The organism is Cryobacterium arcticum (assembly GCF_003185895.1).
Taxonomy (GTDB): Bacteria; Actinomycetota; Actinomycetes; order Actinomycetales; family Microbacteriaceae; genus Cryobacterium; species Cryobacterium arcticum.
Genome location: NZ_QHLY01000012.1, coordinates 1,604,366 through 1,622,055, shown reverse-complemented (window position 1 = coordinate 1,622,055; position 17,690 = coordinate 1,604,366). Strand labels below are relative to the sequence as shown.

15 protein-coding genes are annotated in these 17,690 nt (G+C 69.0%); 9 read left to right on the top strand and 6 right to left on the bottom strand.

The genetic code is table 11. From position 1 onward, the window contains the following. Positions 1-36 precede the first annotated feature (36 nt). From CTB96_RS17310 to pdxR, 5 genes are all read right to left on the bottom strand, one after another. Entirely contained in the window at positions 37-1,137 is a 1,101-nt protein-coding gene (locus CTB96_RS17310; RefSeq protein WP_110128036.1) for an ABC transporter substrate-binding protein, read from the bottom strand. A gap of 136 nt (positions 1,138-1,273) precedes the next feature. Further along, entirely contained in the window at positions 1,274-2,194 is a 921-nt protein-coding gene (locus CTB96_RS17305) for an ABC transporter permease (RefSeq protein ID WP_248283429.1), read from the bottom strand. Further along, complete coding sequence (locus CTB96_RS17300; protein ID WP_110128035.1) at positions 2,191-3,066, bottom strand: ABC transporter ATP-binding protein; 876 nt, start codon at positions 3,064-3,066, stop codon at positions 2,191-2,193. Before CTB96_RS17300 ends, CTB96_RS17305 begins: the two co-directional genes overlap by 4 nt. Before the next feature lie 4 nt (positions 3,067-3,070). Then, on the bottom strand, positions 3,071-3,628 hold the full coding sequence (locus CTB96_RS17295; RefSeq protein WP_110128034.1) for a flavin reductase family protein: 558 nt from the start codon (positions 3,626-3,628) through the stop codon (positions 3,071-3,073). 260 nt (positions 3,629-3,888) lie between these two features. Then, positions 3,889-5,379 carry a MocR-like pyridoxine biosynthesis transcription factor PdxR gene (pdxR, locus tag CTB96_RS17290; RefSeq protein ID WP_110128033.1) on the bottom strand — a complete coding sequence of 497 codons (1,491 nt, stop codon included), beginning with the start codon at positions 5,377-5,379 and terminating at the stop codon, positions 3,889-3,891. A gap of 118 nt (positions 5,380-5,497) precedes the next feature. Here pdxR and CTB96_RS17285 point away from each other — a divergent pair, with 118 nt between their 5' ends. Next, positions 5,498-6,262, top strand: coding sequence for a pyridoxamine 5'-phosphate oxidase family protein (locus CTB96_RS17285; RefSeq protein ID WP_110128032.1), 765 nt, complete (start codon positions 5,498-5,500; stop codon positions 6,260-6,262). Between the two features lie 219 nt (positions 6,263-6,481). Here CTB96_RS17285 and CTB96_RS17280 read toward each other — a convergent pair whose 3' ends face one another. Then, complete coding sequence (locus CTB96_RS17280; protein ID WP_110128031.1) at positions 6,482-6,895, bottom strand: hypothetical protein; 414 nt, start codon at positions 6,893-6,895, stop codon at positions 6,482-6,484. 207 nt (positions 6,896-7,102) lie between these two features. On the opposite strand from CTB96_RS17280, the gene CTB96_RS17275 reads away from it, so the two are divergent. The 8 genes from CTB96_RS17275 (at position 7,103) to CTB96_RS17240 (ending at position 17,606) form a co-directional block, all read left to right on the top strand. Then, on the top strand, positions 7,103-8,137 hold the full coding sequence (locus CTB96_RS17275) for a LacI family DNA-binding transcriptional regulator (RefSeq protein WP_110128030.1): 1,035 nt from the start codon (positions 7,103-7,105) through the stop codon (positions 8,135-8,137). A gap of 464 nt (positions 8,138-8,601) precedes the next feature. Further along, entirely contained in the window at positions 8,602-9,771 is a 1,170-nt protein-coding gene (locus tag CTB96_RS17270) for a sugar ABC transporter substrate-binding protein (RefSeq protein WP_110128029.1), read from the top strand. Next, positions 9,756-11,363 (top strand): sugar ABC transporter ATP-binding protein, encoded by a 1,608-nt coding sequence (locus tag CTB96_RS17265; RefSeq protein WP_219993281.1) that lies wholly within the window; start codon positions 9,756-9,758, stop codon positions 11,361-11,363. Before CTB96_RS17270 ends, CTB96_RS17265 begins: the two co-directional genes overlap by 16 nt. After that, on the top strand, positions 11,360-12,412 hold the full coding sequence (locus CTB96_RS17260; RefSeq protein WP_110128028.1) for an ABC transporter permease: 1,053 nt from the start codon (positions 11,360-11,362) through the stop codon (positions 12,410-12,412). Before CTB96_RS17265 ends, CTB96_RS17260 begins: the two co-directional genes overlap by 4 nt. A 106-nt stretch (positions 12,413-12,518) precedes the next feature. Then, entirely contained in the window at positions 12,519-13,604 is a 1,086-nt protein-coding gene (gene rutA, locus CTB96_RS17255) for a pyrimidine utilization protein A (protein ID WP_110128027.1), read from the top strand. Between the two features lie 165 nt (positions 13,605-13,769). Beyond that, complete coding sequence (locus CTB96_RS17250; RefSeq protein ID WP_219993280.1) at positions 13,770-15,431, top strand: amidase; 1,662 nt, start codon at positions 13,770-13,772, stop codon at positions 15,429-15,431. Further along, positions 15,428-16,894, top strand: coding sequence for an MFS transporter (locus CTB96_RS17245; RefSeq protein ID WP_110128026.1), 1,467 nt, complete (start codon positions 15,428-15,430; stop codon positions 16,892-16,894). Before CTB96_RS17250 ends, CTB96_RS17245 begins: the two co-directional genes overlap by 4 nt. Positions 16,895-16,937: 43 nt before the next feature. After that, complete coding sequence (locus CTB96_RS17240) at positions 16,938-17,606, top strand: isochorismatase family protein (RefSeq protein WP_110128025.1); 669 nt, start codon at positions 16,938-16,940, stop codon at positions 17,604-17,606. Positions 17,607-17,690: the final 84 nt, after the last annotated feature.

Sequence of the window (17,690 nt, the reverse complement as noted above, 5' to 3'; positions counted from 1 at the left end):
CGACGGCCGGATGTGCGCAACTCAGTGCAGGTCTGGCTAGGGGGCCGGCCAGATCAGTGTGGTGCCGTCGTAGATCGCCTCGACGAAGCTGTTGTCGAAGTAGGCAGTGGGGTCGGCCGGGGCGGCGGCGATCTGCGCGCTCTCCACGAGGAACTCGGACTCGGCGGTGACGTTCTCGAAGTCGATCAGGCCGATCGGCGCATCCGCCGGCTGGTTGTCGGTGACGATGTCGTACTCGGTGGTCCAGACCTTGAGGTTGTGCGCGGCGTCGTAGCCCTCGCCGGAGAGGTCGGAGGCGAACGCGACGCACTCTTCGCCATTCTCGCCGCAGTAGTCGAAGGCGTGCTGGCTGGCGCGCAGGAAGTCCTCGACGGCCGTGGCGTTGTCGGCGGCGAACTCGTTGTTCACGGCCAGACTGCCCAGCGACCCGGCGACGCCGAAGTCGTACGGGCGCCACACGGTGACGTCTTCACCGGCGGCCTCGAGCAGGTTGGGCTCATTGGAGATGAAGCCGGTGAGCGAGTCGACCTGGCCGCGCGGCAGGATGGTGGGGTCGTAACCCACGACGACCTGCTGGATCGAGGCGAGGTCGGCGCCGGCGTTGGTGAGCATGGCGCCCACGGCGGGCGGCAGGTTGCCCTTCTGGCCCAGGATCGTGCCGTCCAGGTCCTTGAGGTCGGTCACGTCGGTGCCGGTCATCAGGATTTCCAGGCCCACGTTGGAGTAGGTGGCAATGCCGGTGACGTCGATGCCGTTGTCCTGGGCGGTGATCAGGTTCTGCTCGTCGACGCTGGTGATGGTGACCTGGCCGGAGGCGAGCAGCTGGGCGTTCTGGCTGGTGTCGCCGGTGCCGGGCTGGATGTCGACGTCGAGGCAGAGGGCGTCGAAGTAGCCCAGCTCGTCGGCGGCGATGATGTTGAGGATCGACACCGACGCCTGGTACTGGTACCCGGTGAGGAAGTTGATCGTGCCGGCGGCCTCGTTGAGGGCGCAGCGTTCTTCGGAGATGGCACTGCCGGCGGCGGCGGTATCGGTGGACGGGGTGTCGCTGTCGGCGGTGGTGCTACAGGCGGCGAGACCGAGGGTGAGGCCGAGGACGGCGAAGGCGGCCACGGCGTGGATGGGGCGGGTGGGCATAACGGTCTCCTGGTGCGGTGGGGGAAGAGGGGACGGGGGATGCAGGGGTGTGGTGCGGGGTTGTGGTGCTGGGTGGTGCGGATAGGGCGGATGGTGCGGGTGACGCGGGGTGGTGCGGCAGATAAGTCGGGGTGGGTCAGCTCTTGGCGGCGACGCGGGATTCGTGCCAGTGCAGCACGCGGTCCTCGATCGCGGTGATAATGAGCAGCAGCAGCGAGCCCATGATCGCCAGGCAGAAGATGGCGGCGTAGACCACGGCGAGGCGGTTGTTCGACGACGCCACGCTGATCACGGTGCCCAGGCCCTCGGCGGCTCCGGGAGCGGAGAGCTCCGCGACCACGGCGCCGATGATCGAGAGCGGGAACACCACGCGCAGGGCGGTGAAGAGGTAGGGCAGGGCGCTGGGGATGCGCACGTGCCAGAGCATCTCCAGCCGGGAGGCGTGCAGGGTGGTGAAGACCTGCAGCACGGCCGGGGACACCGACCGGAGGCCGGTGGAGACGTTGATGAGGATGGGGAAGAAGCAGATCAGCGCTGTGACGATGAGCTTGGGCTCGGGGCCGAAGCCGAATGCCACCACCAGCGCCGGGGCGATCGCCACGAGCGGGGTGACGCTGAGGACCACGGCGATGGGCATGATCGCCCGGCGGGCCACGGGCAGTTCGGACACCAGCACCGCGAGGATGAACGAGCCGACGAAGCCGATGGCCAGGCCCACCAGCGCCACAGCCAGGGTGGCCCAGGCATTGGTGAGGTAGAAGAGGGGGTTGGCGGCGAGGGCCTCGCCCACGGCGGCGAGCGGCGGCAGCAGGTAGGGGCTGTCGTTGGCGGTGACGCTCCAGAGCATGCCGAGCGCCACGAGCAGCACGGCCAGCGGCAACCAGTAGGCGGGTCGGAGGAACCCGAACCGGCCGGTGCTGCCGGAGCGGCGCTTGGTCGCCGGCGGGGTGGCGGGTCGGCTCACGGGGATCTCCTGGCTGGTCTCGCTGGTCGGGTCGGGCTGGTCGGGCTGGTTGCCCGACTGGTTGCTGGGCTGAACGGGGCTGAGAACGCTCACGAGGCGGCTCCGGCGGCGATCGGGGTGGACCCGGTCATCGGGTTCTCCTGCCAGGCGGTTTGCAGGTGGTCGCGAATGACATCTTCGAAGTGGTGGAACTCGGCGCTCTTGAGCATCGCCTGGCTCCGCGGGCGCGGCAGGGTGATGTCCACGGATGCGGTGATGCGGCCCGGACGGGCCGACATCACGAGCACCTTGTCGGAGAGCCGCACCGCTTCGGAGACCGAGTGGGTGACGAAGACCACCGTGGTCTTGTTCTCGTCCCAGATGTCGAGCAGCTGTTCCTGGATCGACTCGCGGGTGAACTCGTCGAGCGCGGAGAACGGTTCGTCCATGAGCAGCACGTCGGGCTGCACGCCGAACGCCCGCACGATGGCGGCCCGCTGCTGCATGCCGCCGCTGAGCTGGGCAGGCAACTTGTGCACAGCATCCGCCAGCCCGGCCTTGTGGAGGAGGTCGATCATGTCGGGGGCGGGGCGTTCGAGGTGGCCGTGGATGCGGCGGCGCAGCTTGTCGGCGCGGCGGTTGATCTTGGCCGGCATGCTCACGTTGCCGAGCACGTCTTTCCACGGCAGCAGGGCGGGCGCCTGCGGCACCAGGCCGATCATCTTGGCCGCGCAAGCCTGCTCGGCGGTGACGCCGAAGACCTCGGCGATGCCCTCGTCGGCGTCTTCCAGGCCGGCGATGAGGCGCAGCAAAGTGGACTTGCCGCAGCCGGACGGGCCGATGATGCTCACGAACTGGCCGCGCTTGATGTCGACGTCGACGTTCTGCAGCGCCACGTGCTGGCTGGCGCCGGAGCCGTAGATCTTGACCGCGCCGCGGATCGAGATCGAGTCGGCGGTGGTGACGGAGGGTGAGGTGAGGGTCATGGGGTCAGACCAGCTTCCTGAACTCGCGGTTCTGATAGACGAGCGGGGTGCGCTCGGAGCGGATGACGTCGTCGACGTGCACGATGATCATGAGGTGGTCGCCCACGGTCCAGCGTTCGTGCACCTGGCCGAGGATCGAGGCCTGGGCGCCGGTGACGACGGGTACGTGGTCGTAGTCGCCGTGCAGCGTGACGGCGGAGAACTTGTCGATGCCCTTGGTGGCGAAGTGCCGGGCCACATCGCCCTGGTCGGCGGCGAGGACGTTGATGGCCACGTGGTCGGTGCGGGCGAACGCCGGGTAGCTCTCGGCGGTCTCGGCCAGGAACACGGCCACCAACGGCGGGCTCACCGAGACACTGGTGAAGCTGTTGGCGGTGAAGCCGTAGGCGGTGCCGGCCACGTTCGTGGTGACGAGGGTGACCGAGGTGGCCATGCCGGCGAGGGCCCGGCGCAGTTCAGCGGGGTCGAAGGCCGTGGCATCGCTGATGTGCTCGGTCGTACTGTCCGTGGGAACGGATGCCGGGGCATCCGTGTCGGCGGAACGAGGGTCGGTCTTCTGCACGCTAGCCTCCAAGGCGCAATTCAGTGGTCGTGAGGAGGAGAGCGAGCGGGTGAAGTGTTCAGCTGGCTAGAGCAGTCAGGTGACAAATGGCCCGCGGAGGTCCGTTGGGTTTCACAGTAGGCGGCGCGTATTTCGCGAAAGTCAGTCTGCTGTTTCGCGCAGGTAAACTCCGGCGCATCGTTGGTCGAGCTTGTGTTAACTCCGGCCCATCGTTGGTCGAGCTTGTCGAGACCCCGGACGTGCGTGCATTCTGCCGCAAGTCAGTGATCGGCAGCCCCTGTGAGGAGCCCCGCCAGTACCTCGAGTGCCCGGGAGAGCTCGAGATCGGTGGGTGCGCCGTAGCCCAGCACGAGGCCGTGCTGCCCGCGGTCGAGAACCGCGTAGTGCGACAGCGGCGCGACCCGCACCCCGCGTTCGGCCGCCTGCGCGACGAGAGCGGATGCATCCGCCCCGGCTGTCGCGTCGAGGTGCACCACCACGTGCAGCCCGCCGTCGAGTCCGGCCAGGCGTACTCCGGGCAGCGCGCCGAGTCGGTCGATCACGAGGGTGCGGCGGTGCGCATACTCGCGGCGGGCCCGGGCGACGTTGCGGGCGAGGCCGCCGGAGCGCAGGTAGTGGGCGAGCGCGAGTTGTTGCACGCCCGAGACGGTCGCGTCGAGGTCGCGGCGCACGGCGCGCAGGCGCTCGCCGAGGTCGCCGGTGGCGACGATGTAGCCGCAGCGGATCCACGGGGTGATGGTCTTGGAGAAGCTGCCGACCAGGGCGACGCGTCCGTCGGTGTCGAGGCTCGCGACGGCGGGCAGCGGCATGGTGTCGTAGCGGAACTCGCTGTCGTAGTCGTCCTCGATCACCATCGCGTCGGTTCGGCGGGCCCAGTCGAGCAGCTCGAGGCGGCTCTGCACGGGCAGGCTGCCGCCGAGTGGATACTGGTGGCTCGGTGTGACGAGCACGGCCTGTGGGGCAGGGTCGAGGGTGGCGAGTTCCGCCAGCTTGATGCCGTTCGCGCCGGTCGCTACGGGCATGAGGTGCGCGCCGACCCGGGTGAGCACGCGGCGGGCGGTGGGGTAGCCCGGGTCTTCGACGGCGATACGCGGGGCGGTGCGGGGGACGCCCGCTGCATCCTGCAGTGCCGGGTTCGGTGAGGCCAGGGCCAGCCCGATACAGGCGAGGGCGTCGCTGGTTCCTGCGGTGACGATCACATCGTCGGCGGTGCAGTTCAGGCCACGTACCCGGCGCAGGTGCTCGGCGATGGCAGCGCGCAGGCCGGGTTCGCCGAGCGCCGGCGGCACGTCGTTGCGCACGGATGCGGCGAGCGCGGCCCGCCACGCGGAGGTCCAGGCGGCGTCGGCGAGGGTGCGCGTGGCCGGACGGCCGGGTGACAGGTCGATCATCGGCAGGGGTGATGCCGGTTGCCCGGCCGGATCCGGACGTGGGGGAGTGGTGCGGGAGATCGGGTCGCGGCGTGCGCGGACGGGCGGGGGTGTGGACGGTGTGGGGCGGTCGACCAGGATGCGGGTGGCCGACCCGGGCCGCGCCAGCAGGTACCCCTCGCCGGCGAGCTGGTCATAGGCCGAGACGACGGTGCCCCGCGACACCTGCACCGAGGCCGCAAGGGTGCGGCTGGACGGCAACGGGTCGTCGTGGCGCAGGGTGCCGTCGAGGATGGCGCCCCGCAAAGCTGCGGCCAGTTGGGCGGCAAGCGGGAGGGGCGAGGCGCGGTCGAGCAGGATGGGCAGCTCGTGGGCGTTCATGGGGGCTCCTTCCCTTGCTTTGGCTTCTGCGGTCTCGGACCGGCTGTCATGACTGGTCTAGTCGAAATGGCTCGGATTGGCACTGTTGATGAACCAGTTACGGCTCGATCCTAGTAGCATGCCCTCCCAGACACCTCCCCCGATTGAACTGCCGCAGCCCTCGGCTTCGGACCCAACTACCGCACACGACGGCGCCGCACTCGACCTGCCAGTGACCGACCGCACCCGGATCACTCGCATGCCCGAGCGCCAGCGCACCGACCGAGCCGAGCTCTACGGCATCCTGGACGACGCGCTCGTCGCCCACGTCGCCCTGGTGCGCGCCGGCCTGCCGCTGGTGCTCCCGATGGGCTTCGGCCGCGGTGGCGACGCCATCTACCTGCACGGCTCGACCGGAAGCGGGATCTTCCGGGCGATGGCATCCGGCACCCCCATCTCGGTGACGGTGACTCACCTCGACGGGCTGGTGTACGCACGCTCCCTGTTCGACAGCTCGATGAACTACCGCAGCGCGGTGGTCTTCGGGGTGCCCACCGTCGTCGCCGGCGCGGATAAAGAGGAGGCCATGCGGATCGTCTCCGCTCACCTCATGCCCGGCCGGTGGGACGAGGTGCGCCCGATGACCAAGCGCGAGTTGGCCGCCACCCTGGTGCTGCGACTACCGCTCGACGAAGCCAGTGTGAAGGTGCGCGCCCACGGTGCCTCCGAGGCGGCGGATGACGACGAGGATCGTTCCGTCTGGGCCGGAGTGGTTCCCCTGCGGGTGACCGCATTGCCGCCCGAGACCTCGGCGCTGACGCCGGCCGGCACGGCGACATCCGCTGCGGCCGCCGCCTACGTGGCCCGCACGCTCGGTGTCGACTCGGGGGAGGCGGCAGGATGATCGCCGTCGGGCTTGTTATCGCTCCGCTCGGAGTCCTGGCGCTGGTGGCGGTGGCCCGCACGCTGGCCGCGGTCGCGACGGATGGCTACCGCCGGGTTCCGCGCCGCTGACTGCACTGGTTTGCGCACTTCGCAGGGTCTGACGGCTTCGGGAAGGTGCTTTCTCCGCAAACGAGTGCCGGATGTGCGCGGCACCCGTGGCAGCCCGGTTGCCGCGGGCTCAGCGGGTGAGCAGCTCCAGCGGGGCATCCGGACGGAAGATGTAGACATCCACGTGCATATCGGCGGCCGCGGCGCTGGGCCAGGAGGCCGGGGTGAAGAAACGGGCCAGGGGCTCGCTGATGCAGATCACCAGGCGTGGCCGGGTGGGGAGGACGCCGCGCAGCCAGACCAGCTTGAGCATGTCGGCGATGGCCTTGTTGCGGTGCGATGACTTGGGAGTGCCGGTATTGGCCACGAGCTGCACGAGCACGCTCGCGGCGGCGTCGATTCCCTCGACCTCGACGCGCAGACCGCCGGGCACGGTGAGGGTGCGCGGCTCGAGGGCCACGCCGAGGCGCTCGCCCAGGGCGCGCAGCATGGCGTGCTCGTCAGACTCGGGCTGGATGCGCCCGGTGGCCCCGATGTGCGTCATGCCGATGATCCTCTCGCCCGGTGTGCTCGAAGGCTCAGTGTACGGGCCGCTCCGGCCGCCAACTGTTCCCCGTTCGGACAAATGGTGCCGGCGCACCGGCCGCACAAGTCCGCAGCGGCAACAGTAAGAGGGGGCGGCGGTGGGAACTACGCCGCATCCGCTCGGCGCGGCGGCCCCCACCCTGCTCGGTGACATAGTCTGTGACTCATGAGTGCAGGCCACGCAACGAGCTACGACGTGGCACGCGCAGCGGGCGTCTCGCAGTCCACGGTGTCGCGCGCGCTGCGTGACGACCCTCGGGTATCGCTGGCCACGCGGGAACGCATCCGCTCGATCGCCACCACCATCAATTACTCGCCCAATCTGATGGCGCAGAGCCTGATCACCGGGGTCAGCCGCTCGATCGCGGTGCTCGTGGCCGACCTGCAGAACCCGGTCTACCCGCAGCTGGTCGACTCGGTGCAGACCACCCTGAACGAGCGCGGCTACCGGATGCTGCTGCTCAGCGACCGCTCCGAAGGTGAACGCGAACGCGACGTCGACGCCCTGCGCGGCGGGCTCGTGGCCGGTGCCATGTTCATGCAGGCCCGGGTGGGCTCGACCCTCGCCGAAGACCTCGTGGCCCGGGGGCTTCCGCTCGTGGTGATCGGCCGTGACGTCACCTCGCCCAACGCCGGCGACATCGACCGGTTCGTGGCCGACGGCAGCCACGGCGGTGTGCTCATCGCCGATTACCTCTATGGACTCGGTCACCGCCGCATCGCCATGATCGGCGGGCCGGAGAACAACCCCAGCATCAACTTTCGTGAGATCGCCTTTCGCGCCCGGCTCGACGAGCTCGGCGTCCCGCTGCAGTCCGATCTGGTGCGCCGCGGCCTGATCGAGCACCAGACCGGCCTGGATATGGGTACCGAACTGCTCACCCTGGCCGACCGGCCCAGCGTGGTCTACTGCGGCACCGACTACATCGCCTACGGGGTGATCGACGCGGCCTCCCGCCTGGGCCTGCGCATTCCCGAGGACGTTCAGGTGATCGGCTACGACGACCTGCGGATGTCGAGCTGGTCGATGTTCGACCTCACCACCGTGCGGCAGCCGCTGCTGGAGATCGCCACGGCAGGCACCAACCGGCTGCTCGACCGCATCGAGGGCCTCTTCGTGGACCCGCCCGAGCGCAACGTCTTCCCGGTGCACCTCGTGGTGCGCGGCACCACCGGCCCCTGGCCCACCCCCGCCGCGTAGTCCACGCGAGGTCGCGCGCATCCGCCCCACTCGTCAGCCGGCCGCCGCAACTGTTGCCGAAGCGGGCTTTTGCGCCCGGTGCGCCGGCCGCAATTGTCCGCACGGGGAACAGTTGGGGGCCCGCGGGGCGGCAGGTGGACATTGTCACGGGGTCTCGACGAGCTCGACCAGCGGATGGCGCGACCAGGTCCCGACACGCGCCGGAGGGCGACACACCGGGGCCTTAACGCGGCCGTAACACTACCGACCAAAGACCGTTACGCCGGGAGCCATTTCGTGCGGTTTCGCGTAATTTACCTCCGCTACATTCGAATGCATTCGGTATCCATTCGAATGCACAGCCCTCCAACCGGCGACACCCACCGTCAACAGGAGCCCTGCTTTTCCAGTCCCGCACCGCCTTCCCGTACTGCCCCCGCACCACCCCAGCATCCTCAAGACGTGCCCGCACCTAGGAGAAACACATGCACACTCGTTCCCGGCAAACCCTCACCTGGTCCGCAATCGGGTTGAGCGCAGCCCTGCTGCTCAGCAGCTGCGCGTCCACCACCGCCGCCTCCACCACCGCCGATTCCAGCGGCACCGCGGATGGCGTCGCGTACGCCACTTCGCAGATCGAAAAGTTCAGCGCCGACCCGGCCTTCACCTTCGACGCCGCACCGTTCGCGATGGCCGACATCGCCGGCAAGACCATCTTCAACATCCCCAACACCAGCGCCATCCCGTTCATCGTCACGGTGAGCGAGGAGACCCAGAAGGTGGCCGAACGTTACGGCGCCACCTGGGTGGAGTACACCAACCAGGGCAGCCCCACCGAGCACACCGCCGGCATCGACCAGGCGATCAGCCAGAAGGCCGACGTCATCCTGCTCTCCCAGGGCATCAACGGCGAACTCCTCGTTCCCGCCCTCGAGCGGGCCAAGGCCGCCGGCATCCCCGTGGTCGTCACCCACACCATCCAGGACGGCGAGGCGATCCCCGACTCGATCGCCGACCTCGTTGCCGCTCAGGTGACCGCCCCGTTCAACGAGTCCGGCCGGCTGAGCGCCGACTGGGCCATCCAGGAGACCGAGGGCAAGGGCAATATCCTCCTCGTCAACACCGCCGAGGTGCCCGTCGCCGGCGGCATCATTGACGCGATGAAAGACGAGATCGCCACGAACTGCCCCGAGTGCACCGTCAAGGAGGTCAACGTTCCGCTGGCCGACTGGGCCACCAAGATCTCCACCAGCGTGCAGTCCGAGATCCAGATCAACCCCGAACTCGACTACGTGCTGCCGGTCTTCGACTCGATGGCCCTGTTCGTGGAAGCCGGAGTGGTCGCCGCCGGCAAGGTCGGCCAGGTCAAGGCCGCATCGTTCAACGGCACGCCCGCCGTGCTCAAGATCATGCAGGAGGGCGAAGTGCTCGCCATGGACGTGGGCGAGTCGATGCCGTGGCTCGGCTGGGCCACCATGGACCAGGTCGGCCGCGTGCTGACCGGTGCCGAGGTTGTCGAAGACGGCTTCGCGCAGACCCCGCTCAAGGTGTTCACCAAGGAGAACGTCGACGAGACCGGCACCCCGCCGGGCTCGACCGAAGGCTACGGCGACGCCTACATCGCCGGCTACGAAGCGCTGTGGGGCCAGCCGTAGTGATTCCCTCCACGTCGACACCGTCAGAGCGCACCCCCGAGGCGCTCGCGCCCCTGCTGAAAATCGAGAACCTGTCGAAGACCTTCGGCGGCCTCACCGCGCTCTCTCACGTCGACCTCGACGTTTTCCCCGGGCAGATCCATGGTCTGCTCGGGGAGAACGGCTCGGGTAAGTCGACGCTGATCAAGATTCTCAGCGGCTTCTACACCTCGGATGCCGGAGCCCGCGCCTGGCTGCGCGGCACCCCGATCACTCTCCCCATCGCCCCCGGCTACTTCCGCCAGCTCGGCATCAGCTTCGTGCACCAGGACCTCGGTCTGGTGCCCGAGCTCAGCGTGGTCGAGAACCTGCGCATCAGCACCATCGTGGCCGGCCGCGGACCCCTGATCAACTGGAAGAAGGAACAGGCCATAGCCGCCGAGACCTTCGCCCGGTTCGGCCTGAGCATCGACCCCCGCGAAACCGTCGACCGGCTCGGCGACACCGACCGGGCCCTCATCGCCATCCTGCGCGCGGTCAGCGAACTCGGCGACCACCGCGCCCTGCTGGTGCTCGACGAACCCACCGTGTTCCTGCCCAAGGAAGACACCGACCTGCTCTTCCGAGTGGTCAAGGAACTCGTCGCCGACGGCGGCATGAGCGCCCTGCTCGTGTCGCACGACATGACCGAGGTGCTCGAACACACCGACCGGGTCACCGTACTGCGGACCGGCGAAGTGCAGGCCCACCTCGACACCGCCGGCACCACCGACGAGCAGCTGGTGCAGCTGATCGTGGGCCGGAGTCTGCGCCCCGCTAAACAGGCCGCCCCCACCAATACCCACCACGCCGGCGCCGTCGCCCGGGTCGACGACCTCGTCACCGGACACGTCGACGGCCTCAGCTTCGACGTCGCCGCGGGCGAGATCGTGGGCCTGACCGGTCTGGCCGGTTCCGGCTTCGAAGACGCCCTCGCCGGCATCTACGGCGCAACGCCCGCCACCGGCCAGCTCACCCTGGTCGGCACCCGTACCAGCCTGAAGGATGCGTCCCCCCGCGACTCGCTCAAAACCGGCATCGTCTACGTGCCGGCCGACCGCAAGACCCAGGGCGGTGTGGGTGAACTCACGGTGGAACAGAACGTGACCCTGCCGGTGATCGGCAAGTTCCGCTCCTGGTTCGGCCTGAACGCCGCCGGCCTCAGCCGTCGCGCCGAGGAGATCGCCGAGAGCTACGACATCCGTCCGCGGAACCCCGGCGCGCTCTTCAGCACCCTCAGCGGTGGCAACCAGCAAAAAGCTGTGCTGGGCAAGTGGCTGCAAGACGACCCGCAGCTGATCCTGCTGCAGGAACCCACCCAGGGCGTGGACATCGGCGCCCGCAGCATCATCTTCGAACTGCTGCGCACGACCGCCGCCGGGGGAGTGCCGATCATTTGCGCCTCCAGCGACTACGACCAACTGGCCGCGGTCTGCGACCGGGTCATCGTGCTCGCCCACGGGCGACCGCACGCCGAATTGACCGGCGCCGATCTCACCCATGAGGCCATCGCCGCATCCGTCATCACAAGCCTGACCGAGACCCCGGCCCTGCTGAAAGAGAGTGTTTCATGACCACCACCACAGCGCCCGTCACGTCGACGGATGCCGCGCCCGGCTCCCCGGCCGGCCCCGGCAAGCCCGGCCGCCCGGCCATGCCCGCCCGCAACTTCTGGCTGCACACCGAGCGCTACGCCCTGCTGATCGCCTGGCTGGTGGTGATCATCGTGTTCAGCATCACCCTGCCCAACACCTTCTTCACCGTGGGCAACCTGCAGAACGTGCTCGGCTCCCAGGCCGTGTTGCTGATCCTCGCCCTCGGCCTGCTGTTCCCGCTGACCGCGGGAGAGTTCGACCTCTCGGTGGCGTCGACCCTGTCGATGTCGTCGATGACCGTGGCCGTGCTCAACGCCCAGATGGGCGTGCCGCTGCTGCCGAGCCTGGCCGCCGCGCTGGTGGTGGGCCTCCTGGTGGGACTGCTCAACGGAGTGCTGGTGGTGAAGTTCAAGATCGACTCCTTCATCGTCACCCTCGGCTCGGCCACCGTGATGCTCGGCCTGGTGCAGTGGATGAGCAACTCCTCCTCGGTCACCGGCATCGACTCGGCGCTGGTGCAGGCCACCGTCGGCTTCCGCGGCATCCTCGGCATGCCGCTGCAGTTCTTCTACGGCCTGATCGCCGCCGCGGTCATCCTGATCATCCTCACCTCCACCCCGATCGGCCGCCGGCTCTTGTTCGTGGGCCGGGGCCGCCAGGTCGCCGAACTCAGCGGCCTGAACGTGAACCGGCTGCGGATCGGCGCGTTCGTCGCCTCCGGCCTCGTCGCCAGCATCGCCGGAATCGTCTACGCCGGCAGCCTCGGCGGCGCCGACCCGTCCAGCGGCCAGTCGTTCCTGCTGCCCGCCTTCGCCGCCTGCTACCTCGGCGCCACCGCCATCGTGCCCGGCCGGTTCAACGCCGTGGGCACCTTCATCGCCGTCTTCTTCCTCTTCACCGGGGTGGTCGGCCTGCAGATGCTCGGTGCGCAGAGCTACGTGCAGCAGCTCTTCTACGGCGGCGCCCTGATCGTGGCCGTCGCACTCTCGCAGGCCATCCGCCGGCAATCCGCCAAGGCGCACAAATAGCTTTCAGACCGCGTGACCAGAATGACCCGCACCATCCGTTTCGCCCGCTCAACCTTCTCGACCCCTACGACCCACAGCACCCGCTCCCGAAGAAAAGGACTCCCTCATGGACATCGGCGTATTCATCCCGATCGGCAACAACGGCTGGCTCATCTCCAACACCTCGCCGCAGTACAAGCCGAGTTATGACTTCAACCTCGAGATCGTGAAGAAGGCCGAGGACTACGGCTTCGAGTTCGCCCTCTCGATGATCAAGTTCCGCGGCTTCGGCGGCGACAGCGAGTTCTGGGACTACAACCTGGAGTCGTTCACCCTCATGGCCGGCCTCGCCGCCGCCACCGAGAAGATCAAGCTCTACGCCTCCGCCGCGGTGCTGGCCCTGCCGCCGGCGGTCGCCGCGCGGATGGCCACCACAGTCGACTCCATCTCGCACGGCCGGTTCGGCGTGAACCTGGTCTCCGGCTGGGCGAAGGACGAATATGCCCAGATGGGCATCTGGCCCGGCGACATCCACTTCGAGCGTCGCTACCGCTACTCCGAGGAGTACGTGCGCGTGATGCAGGACCTGTGGACCACCGGCGTCAGCGACTTCAAGGGTGAGTTCTTCACCATGGAAGACTGCAAGATGCTGCCCATGCCCCAGACGCACATCCCCGTGGTCTCGGCCGGCCAGAGCGCCGTGGGCATCGAGTTCGCCGCCAAGTACGCGGACTACAACTTCGTGATGGGCCTCGGCATCAACACCCCCACCGCGCACGCTTCCGGCGTGACCGCGCTGGCCGTGGCCGCCGAGAAGACCGGCCGTGACGTGGGCGCCTACGTGCTGTTCATGATCATCTCCGGCGAGACCGACGAAGAGGCGCAGGCCCTCTGGAAGAACTACAACGACGGCATCGACATGACGGCCATCGGATGGATGGTCGGCCAGGCCGCCAGTGACACCGGCGACGAGACCAGCACAGCGAAGACCATCGCCGCTCCCGAGGGCGCGGTCAACCTCAACATGGGCACCCTGGTGGGCTCGTACGAGACCGTCGCTCGCCTGCTCGACGAGGCCGCCGAGGTGCACGGCACCAAGGGCATCATGTTGGTCTTCGACGACTTCATCAAGGGCATGGACGACTACGGCACCAAGATCCAGCCGCTGATGACCTCCCGCGCCGACGTGGTGGCCGACCTCTCGGTCTCCTAACCCGCACCCGCACCCCGCATCGCGGTGCCCCGGCTCGCTCTTACTCGAGCGGGCCGGGCACCCCGAGCGATGCGCCCTGCCCACCCCACGGCCGGCGACCTCGTCCCGGCCGCACGGGCCCGACCCGGCTTCACAGTCCCGGCTTCACAGAAAACAGGCTTCGACATGACCCACGCAACGGGAACCCTCCCGGGCAACGCCAATGACCAGGCCCGCCTCACCATCACCCCGCTACTGCAGGCCGGGCTGGAAGAGAGCCGCCGGCACCCGATGCCCGCCTCGCCGTCCGGCGAGAAGAACGAACCCGGCCACGCCGACCTGCTCTTCCGGCAGCTGCTCGCGGCGGATGGCCCCGCCGTTATCCCCGCGGCATTGACGCCGCGCTCCACGGATGCCGCCGCCCTCGACGTCTCCGTCGCCACGGTCACCGAGCTACTCGCCGCGTATCGCACCGGCACCCTCACCCCCTCTGCTGTGCTGGCCGTGCTCGAGCCGCGTTGGGCCGCCGACGGGCCCGCCCCGGCCGCGGTGCTCGCCGCGATCGCCGGCATCCACTTGGCCGCCACCGACAGTGACGCCCGCTATCGCGCCGGCAGCAATCGGCCGCTGGAAGGCATCCCGTTCGCAGTGAAAGACATCATCGACGTGGCCGACACCCTCGTGACCGCCGGGTCGAAGCAGACCGGCGACCGCATCGCCCCCGCCGACGCCACCGTGGTCACCCGGCTGCGCGCCGCCGGGGCGATCCCGGTGTTCATGGCGGCCACCACCGAGTTCGCCTGCGGCGCCCCCGACAACGGACGCTACGGCCCGGTGCCCAATCCCTGGGACGAGGAGCGCTGGACCGGCGGCTCCTCCACCGGCTCGGCCGCCGCGCTGGCCGCCGGCCTGGTGCCGTTCGCGCTCGGCAGCGACACCGGCGGATCGATCCGGGTGCCGTCGGCGCTCTGCGGCCTCACCGGCATCAAGCCCACCTACGGCCTCGTGCCGCGCACCGGCGTCGCCTCGCTCTCGTGGACCATGGACCACGTGGGCCCGATGGCCCGCAGCGCCGCCGACCTCGCCGCACTGCTGCCGCTGATGGCCGGCCCAGACGGCCTCGACCCCACCGCCGGCACCAGCGTTCCCGACCTCACCATTGACCCTGCGATCGTCTCCGGCATGCGCATCGGCGTGCCCCGCGGCTGGTTCACTGAGCGCTGCGACGCCGCCGTGCTCACCGCGTTCGATGATGCTCTGGAGGTATTCCGGGGCCTCGGCGCGGAGATCGTGGCCATCGAATTCGACGGTCTCGAGGCCGTGCACGACGAATCATGGAACGTCTTCTACGGCGAACTCGCCTCCACCCAGGAGGCCAACAATGACCGCCGCGACCTCTTCGACGCCGGCACCAACGCCCGGCTGGACTGCGGCTTCGTGCCGCTCGCGGTGGATTACCTGCGAGCGCTCCGCCGCCGCCCGCTCGTGCAGCAGCACATCCTCGACCGCATGGACGCGGCCCGGGTGGACGTGCTCCTCACCCCCGGTCTCGGTGCCACCGCCCCGCGGCTCGACGACCTCACCATGACCGTCGACGGCGTCGTCTACAACCTGCACGACGTCATCCCGCGCAACACCCGGCTGTGGGACTACACCGGATTCCCGGCGCTGATGGCCCCCGCCGGGCTCGCCCCCGACGGCCTGCCGGTGGGCATCCAGCTCATCGCCCGGCCCTGGCAGGACCGGCTGTGCCTGTCCGCCGCGATCGGCTTCCAGGCCGTCACCGGACACCACCGGCTGCTGCCCGACGTGGCCACGAGCTGGGCGCCGGCGCGCCCCACCGCATGACCGCGGCGAACGACGCCCGCCGGGCCTGGCAGATCCTCTTTGCCACCAGCCTGAGCGTGGTGCTCGTCTTCATCAACTCCAGCGGCCTGGCCATCGCGTTGCCCAGCCTCACCCGCGACCTCGACGCCACGAGCACCCAGACCACCTGGGTACTGCTGGTCTACATGCTGGCCACCACCACCCTGATCTTGGTGTTCGGCCGGGTCGCCGACATCCTCGGCCGGCGCCGGCTCTACCTGGCGGGCATCGTGATCTTCATGATCGCCACGCTGGGCTGTGGCCTGGCCACCGACCCCGGTTTCCTCATCGCCATGCGCCTGGTGCAGGGCGTGGGCGCGGCGGCGATCATCACCAACACCACCGCGCTGCTGACGGATGTCTTTCCATCGCACATCCTCTCCAGCGGTTTGGGCATCAACGCCACTGTCGCTGCCGTGGGGCAGGTGCTCGGCCCGCTGCTCGGTGGCGTGGTCACCGACGTCGTGGGCTGGCGCTGGATCTTCCTCGGTGGCCTGCCGATCAGCCTGATCGGGCTGCTGTTCTCGATGCGGTTGATTCCCCGCTCCGGTCCCAGCGTGCGGCACGAGCGGATGGACTACCTCGGCAGTGTGCTCTCGGTGCTCGGCATCGCGCTGCTGGTGATGGTGGTGTCGTTCGGCGGGGAACTCGGCTGGCGGAGTCCCGCGATCCTCGGCATGGTGGCGGCCTCGATCGTGGTGTGGACCTGGTTCGTGCTGCTGCAGAAGCGGCGCGAGCATCCGCTGATCGACGTCAACTTGTTCAAAAGCCGAACTATCTCGTTTCTCTACCTCGCCGCGTTCTTCAACGCGATCAGTAACTTCGCTATCGTGTTGCTCGCCTCGCTGTACCTGCAGGGGGTGCAGGGGCTCAGCGCGATCGACGCCGGCTTGATGATCCTGCCCGCCCCGATCGGCACCATGCTCGCGGCCGGGTTCGCCGGTCGGCTGGTGCGCACCGTGAATCCGCGTTGGCTCACCTCGCTGGGCATGCTGCTGATCACCGCCGGCGCGCTGTTGTTCGCCGCGACCCTCGGCGCGCACACCGCCTACCCGTTCATCGCCGCGGCGCTGTTCCTGGTGGGGCTCGGCGTGGGGCTGTTCATGACGCCGAACACGTCCGCGCTGATGTCGCGGGTGCCGTCCACCCGGCGCGGCATCGCCAACGCGATCCGGTCAACCTTGCAGAACGCCGGCTACCTGTTCAGCACCGCCATCGCGCTGGCCATCGCCACCGGCGGCCTCACCGCATCGGAGCGAGTCGCCGCCTACAACGGCACCCTGTTCGGCATGGACCCAGCCGGGCTGGATGCGTTCGTCTCCGGCGTGCAGGCCGCGCTCGTGTTGTTCGCGGCGCTGGCGTTGATCGGCGGCATCCTCAGCCTGATCGGCCCGCGGCAGGGCGGCCAGCGCACCATGCCCGTCGTGGTGATCACCGAGCCATGACTTGTACCCTCTCATCAACCCGACTCTCACCTCAGGAGCAGCCATGAGCACCACCCCAGACACCACCCCCGCCGGCCCGGACGCCGTGGCCGAGAACGCGGCCGCCGACTACGCCGCCGCCGGTTACACCGGGGGACTCGAACCCGGCGCCAAGCCCGCGCTCATCATCGTCGACCCGGTGCGCGCCTACATCGACAAGGAGTGCGGCCTGTACGCCGGGGTCGAGGAGCCGGTCGAGCAAATGAAGGTGCTCGCCGCGGCCGCCCGGGCTGCCGGGGTGCCGGTGTTCATCACCTCGGTGGTGCTGGCCGCCGACGGGTCGGATGCCGGGGTGTTCTTCCGCAAGGTGCCCGCCCTGGCGGCGTACCTGCCGGGCAGCCCCTACGGCGAGTTCATCGACGGCCTGGCCCCGCTGCCCGGCGACACCCTGATCACCAAGCAGTACCCGAGCGCGTTCTTCGGCACCACGCTGGCGGCGAACCTGGTGGCGCGCGGCATCGACACCGCGGTGATCGCCGGGCTGAGCACCAGCGGGTGCGTGCGCGCATCCGCCGTGGACGCCATGCAGAACGGTTTCATCCCGATCGTGGTGGAAGACGCGGTGGGCGACCGGCTGCCCGAGGTGCACGCCGCGAACATCTTCGACATCGGCATGAAAACCGGCGAGATCTACTCCACCGCCCAGGTGATCGCCTACTGGGAGTCGCTCTAACCGTTCCCGCTCGGGCCACAATTGCCGCGCCGCGAGGTCGGCTCGCGGGGTCTCGACAGGCTCGACCGGCGGGGTGGCGGGTTT

Coding starts and splice junctions, on each gene's coding strand:
- CTB96_RS17310 (WP_110128036.1), bottom strand. CDS start 1,137: ATGCCCACCCGCCCCATCCACGCCGTGGCCGCCTTCGCCGTCCTCGGC.
- CTB96_RS17300 (WP_110128035.1), bottom strand. CDS start 3,066: ATGACCCTCACCTCACCCTCCGTCACCACCGCCGACTCGATCTCGATC.
- pdxR (WP_110128033.1), bottom strand. CDS start 5,379: ATGAACGCCCACGAGCTGCCCATCCTGCTCGACCGCGCCTCGCCCCTC.
- CTB96_RS17285 (WP_110128032.1), top strand. CDS start 5,498: ATGCCCTCCCAGACACCTCCCCCGATTGAACTGCCGCAGCCCTCGGCT.
- CTB96_RS17280 (WP_110128031.1), bottom strand. CDS start 6,895: ATGACGCACATCGGGGCCACCGGGCGCATCCAGCCCGAGTCTGACGAG.
- CTB96_RS17275 (WP_110128030.1), top strand. CDS start 7,103: ATGAGTGCAGGCCACGCAACGAGCTACGACGTGGCACGCGCAGCGGGC.
- CTB96_RS17270 (WP_110128029.1), top strand. CDS start 8,602: ATGCACACTCGTTCCCGGCAAACCCTCACCTGGTCCGCAATCGGGTTG.
- CTB96_RS17260 (WP_110128028.1), top strand. CDS start 11,360: ATGACCACCACCACAGCGCCCGTCACGTCGACGGATGCCGCGCCCGGC.
- rutA (WP_110128027.1), top strand. CDS start 12,519: ATGGACATCGGCGTATTCATCCCGATCGGCAACAACGGCTGGCTCATC.
- CTB96_RS17250 (WP_219993280.1), top strand. CDS start 13,770: ATGACCCACGCAACGGGAACCCTCCCGGGCAACGCCAATGACCAGGCC.
- CTB96_RS17245 (WP_110128026.1), top strand. CDS start 15,428: ATGACCGCGGCGAACGACGCCCGCCGGGCCTGGCAGATCCTCTTTGCC.
- CTB96_RS17240 (WP_110128025.1), top strand. CDS start 16,938: ATGAGCACCACCCCAGACACCACCCCCGCCGGCCCGGACGCCGTGGCC.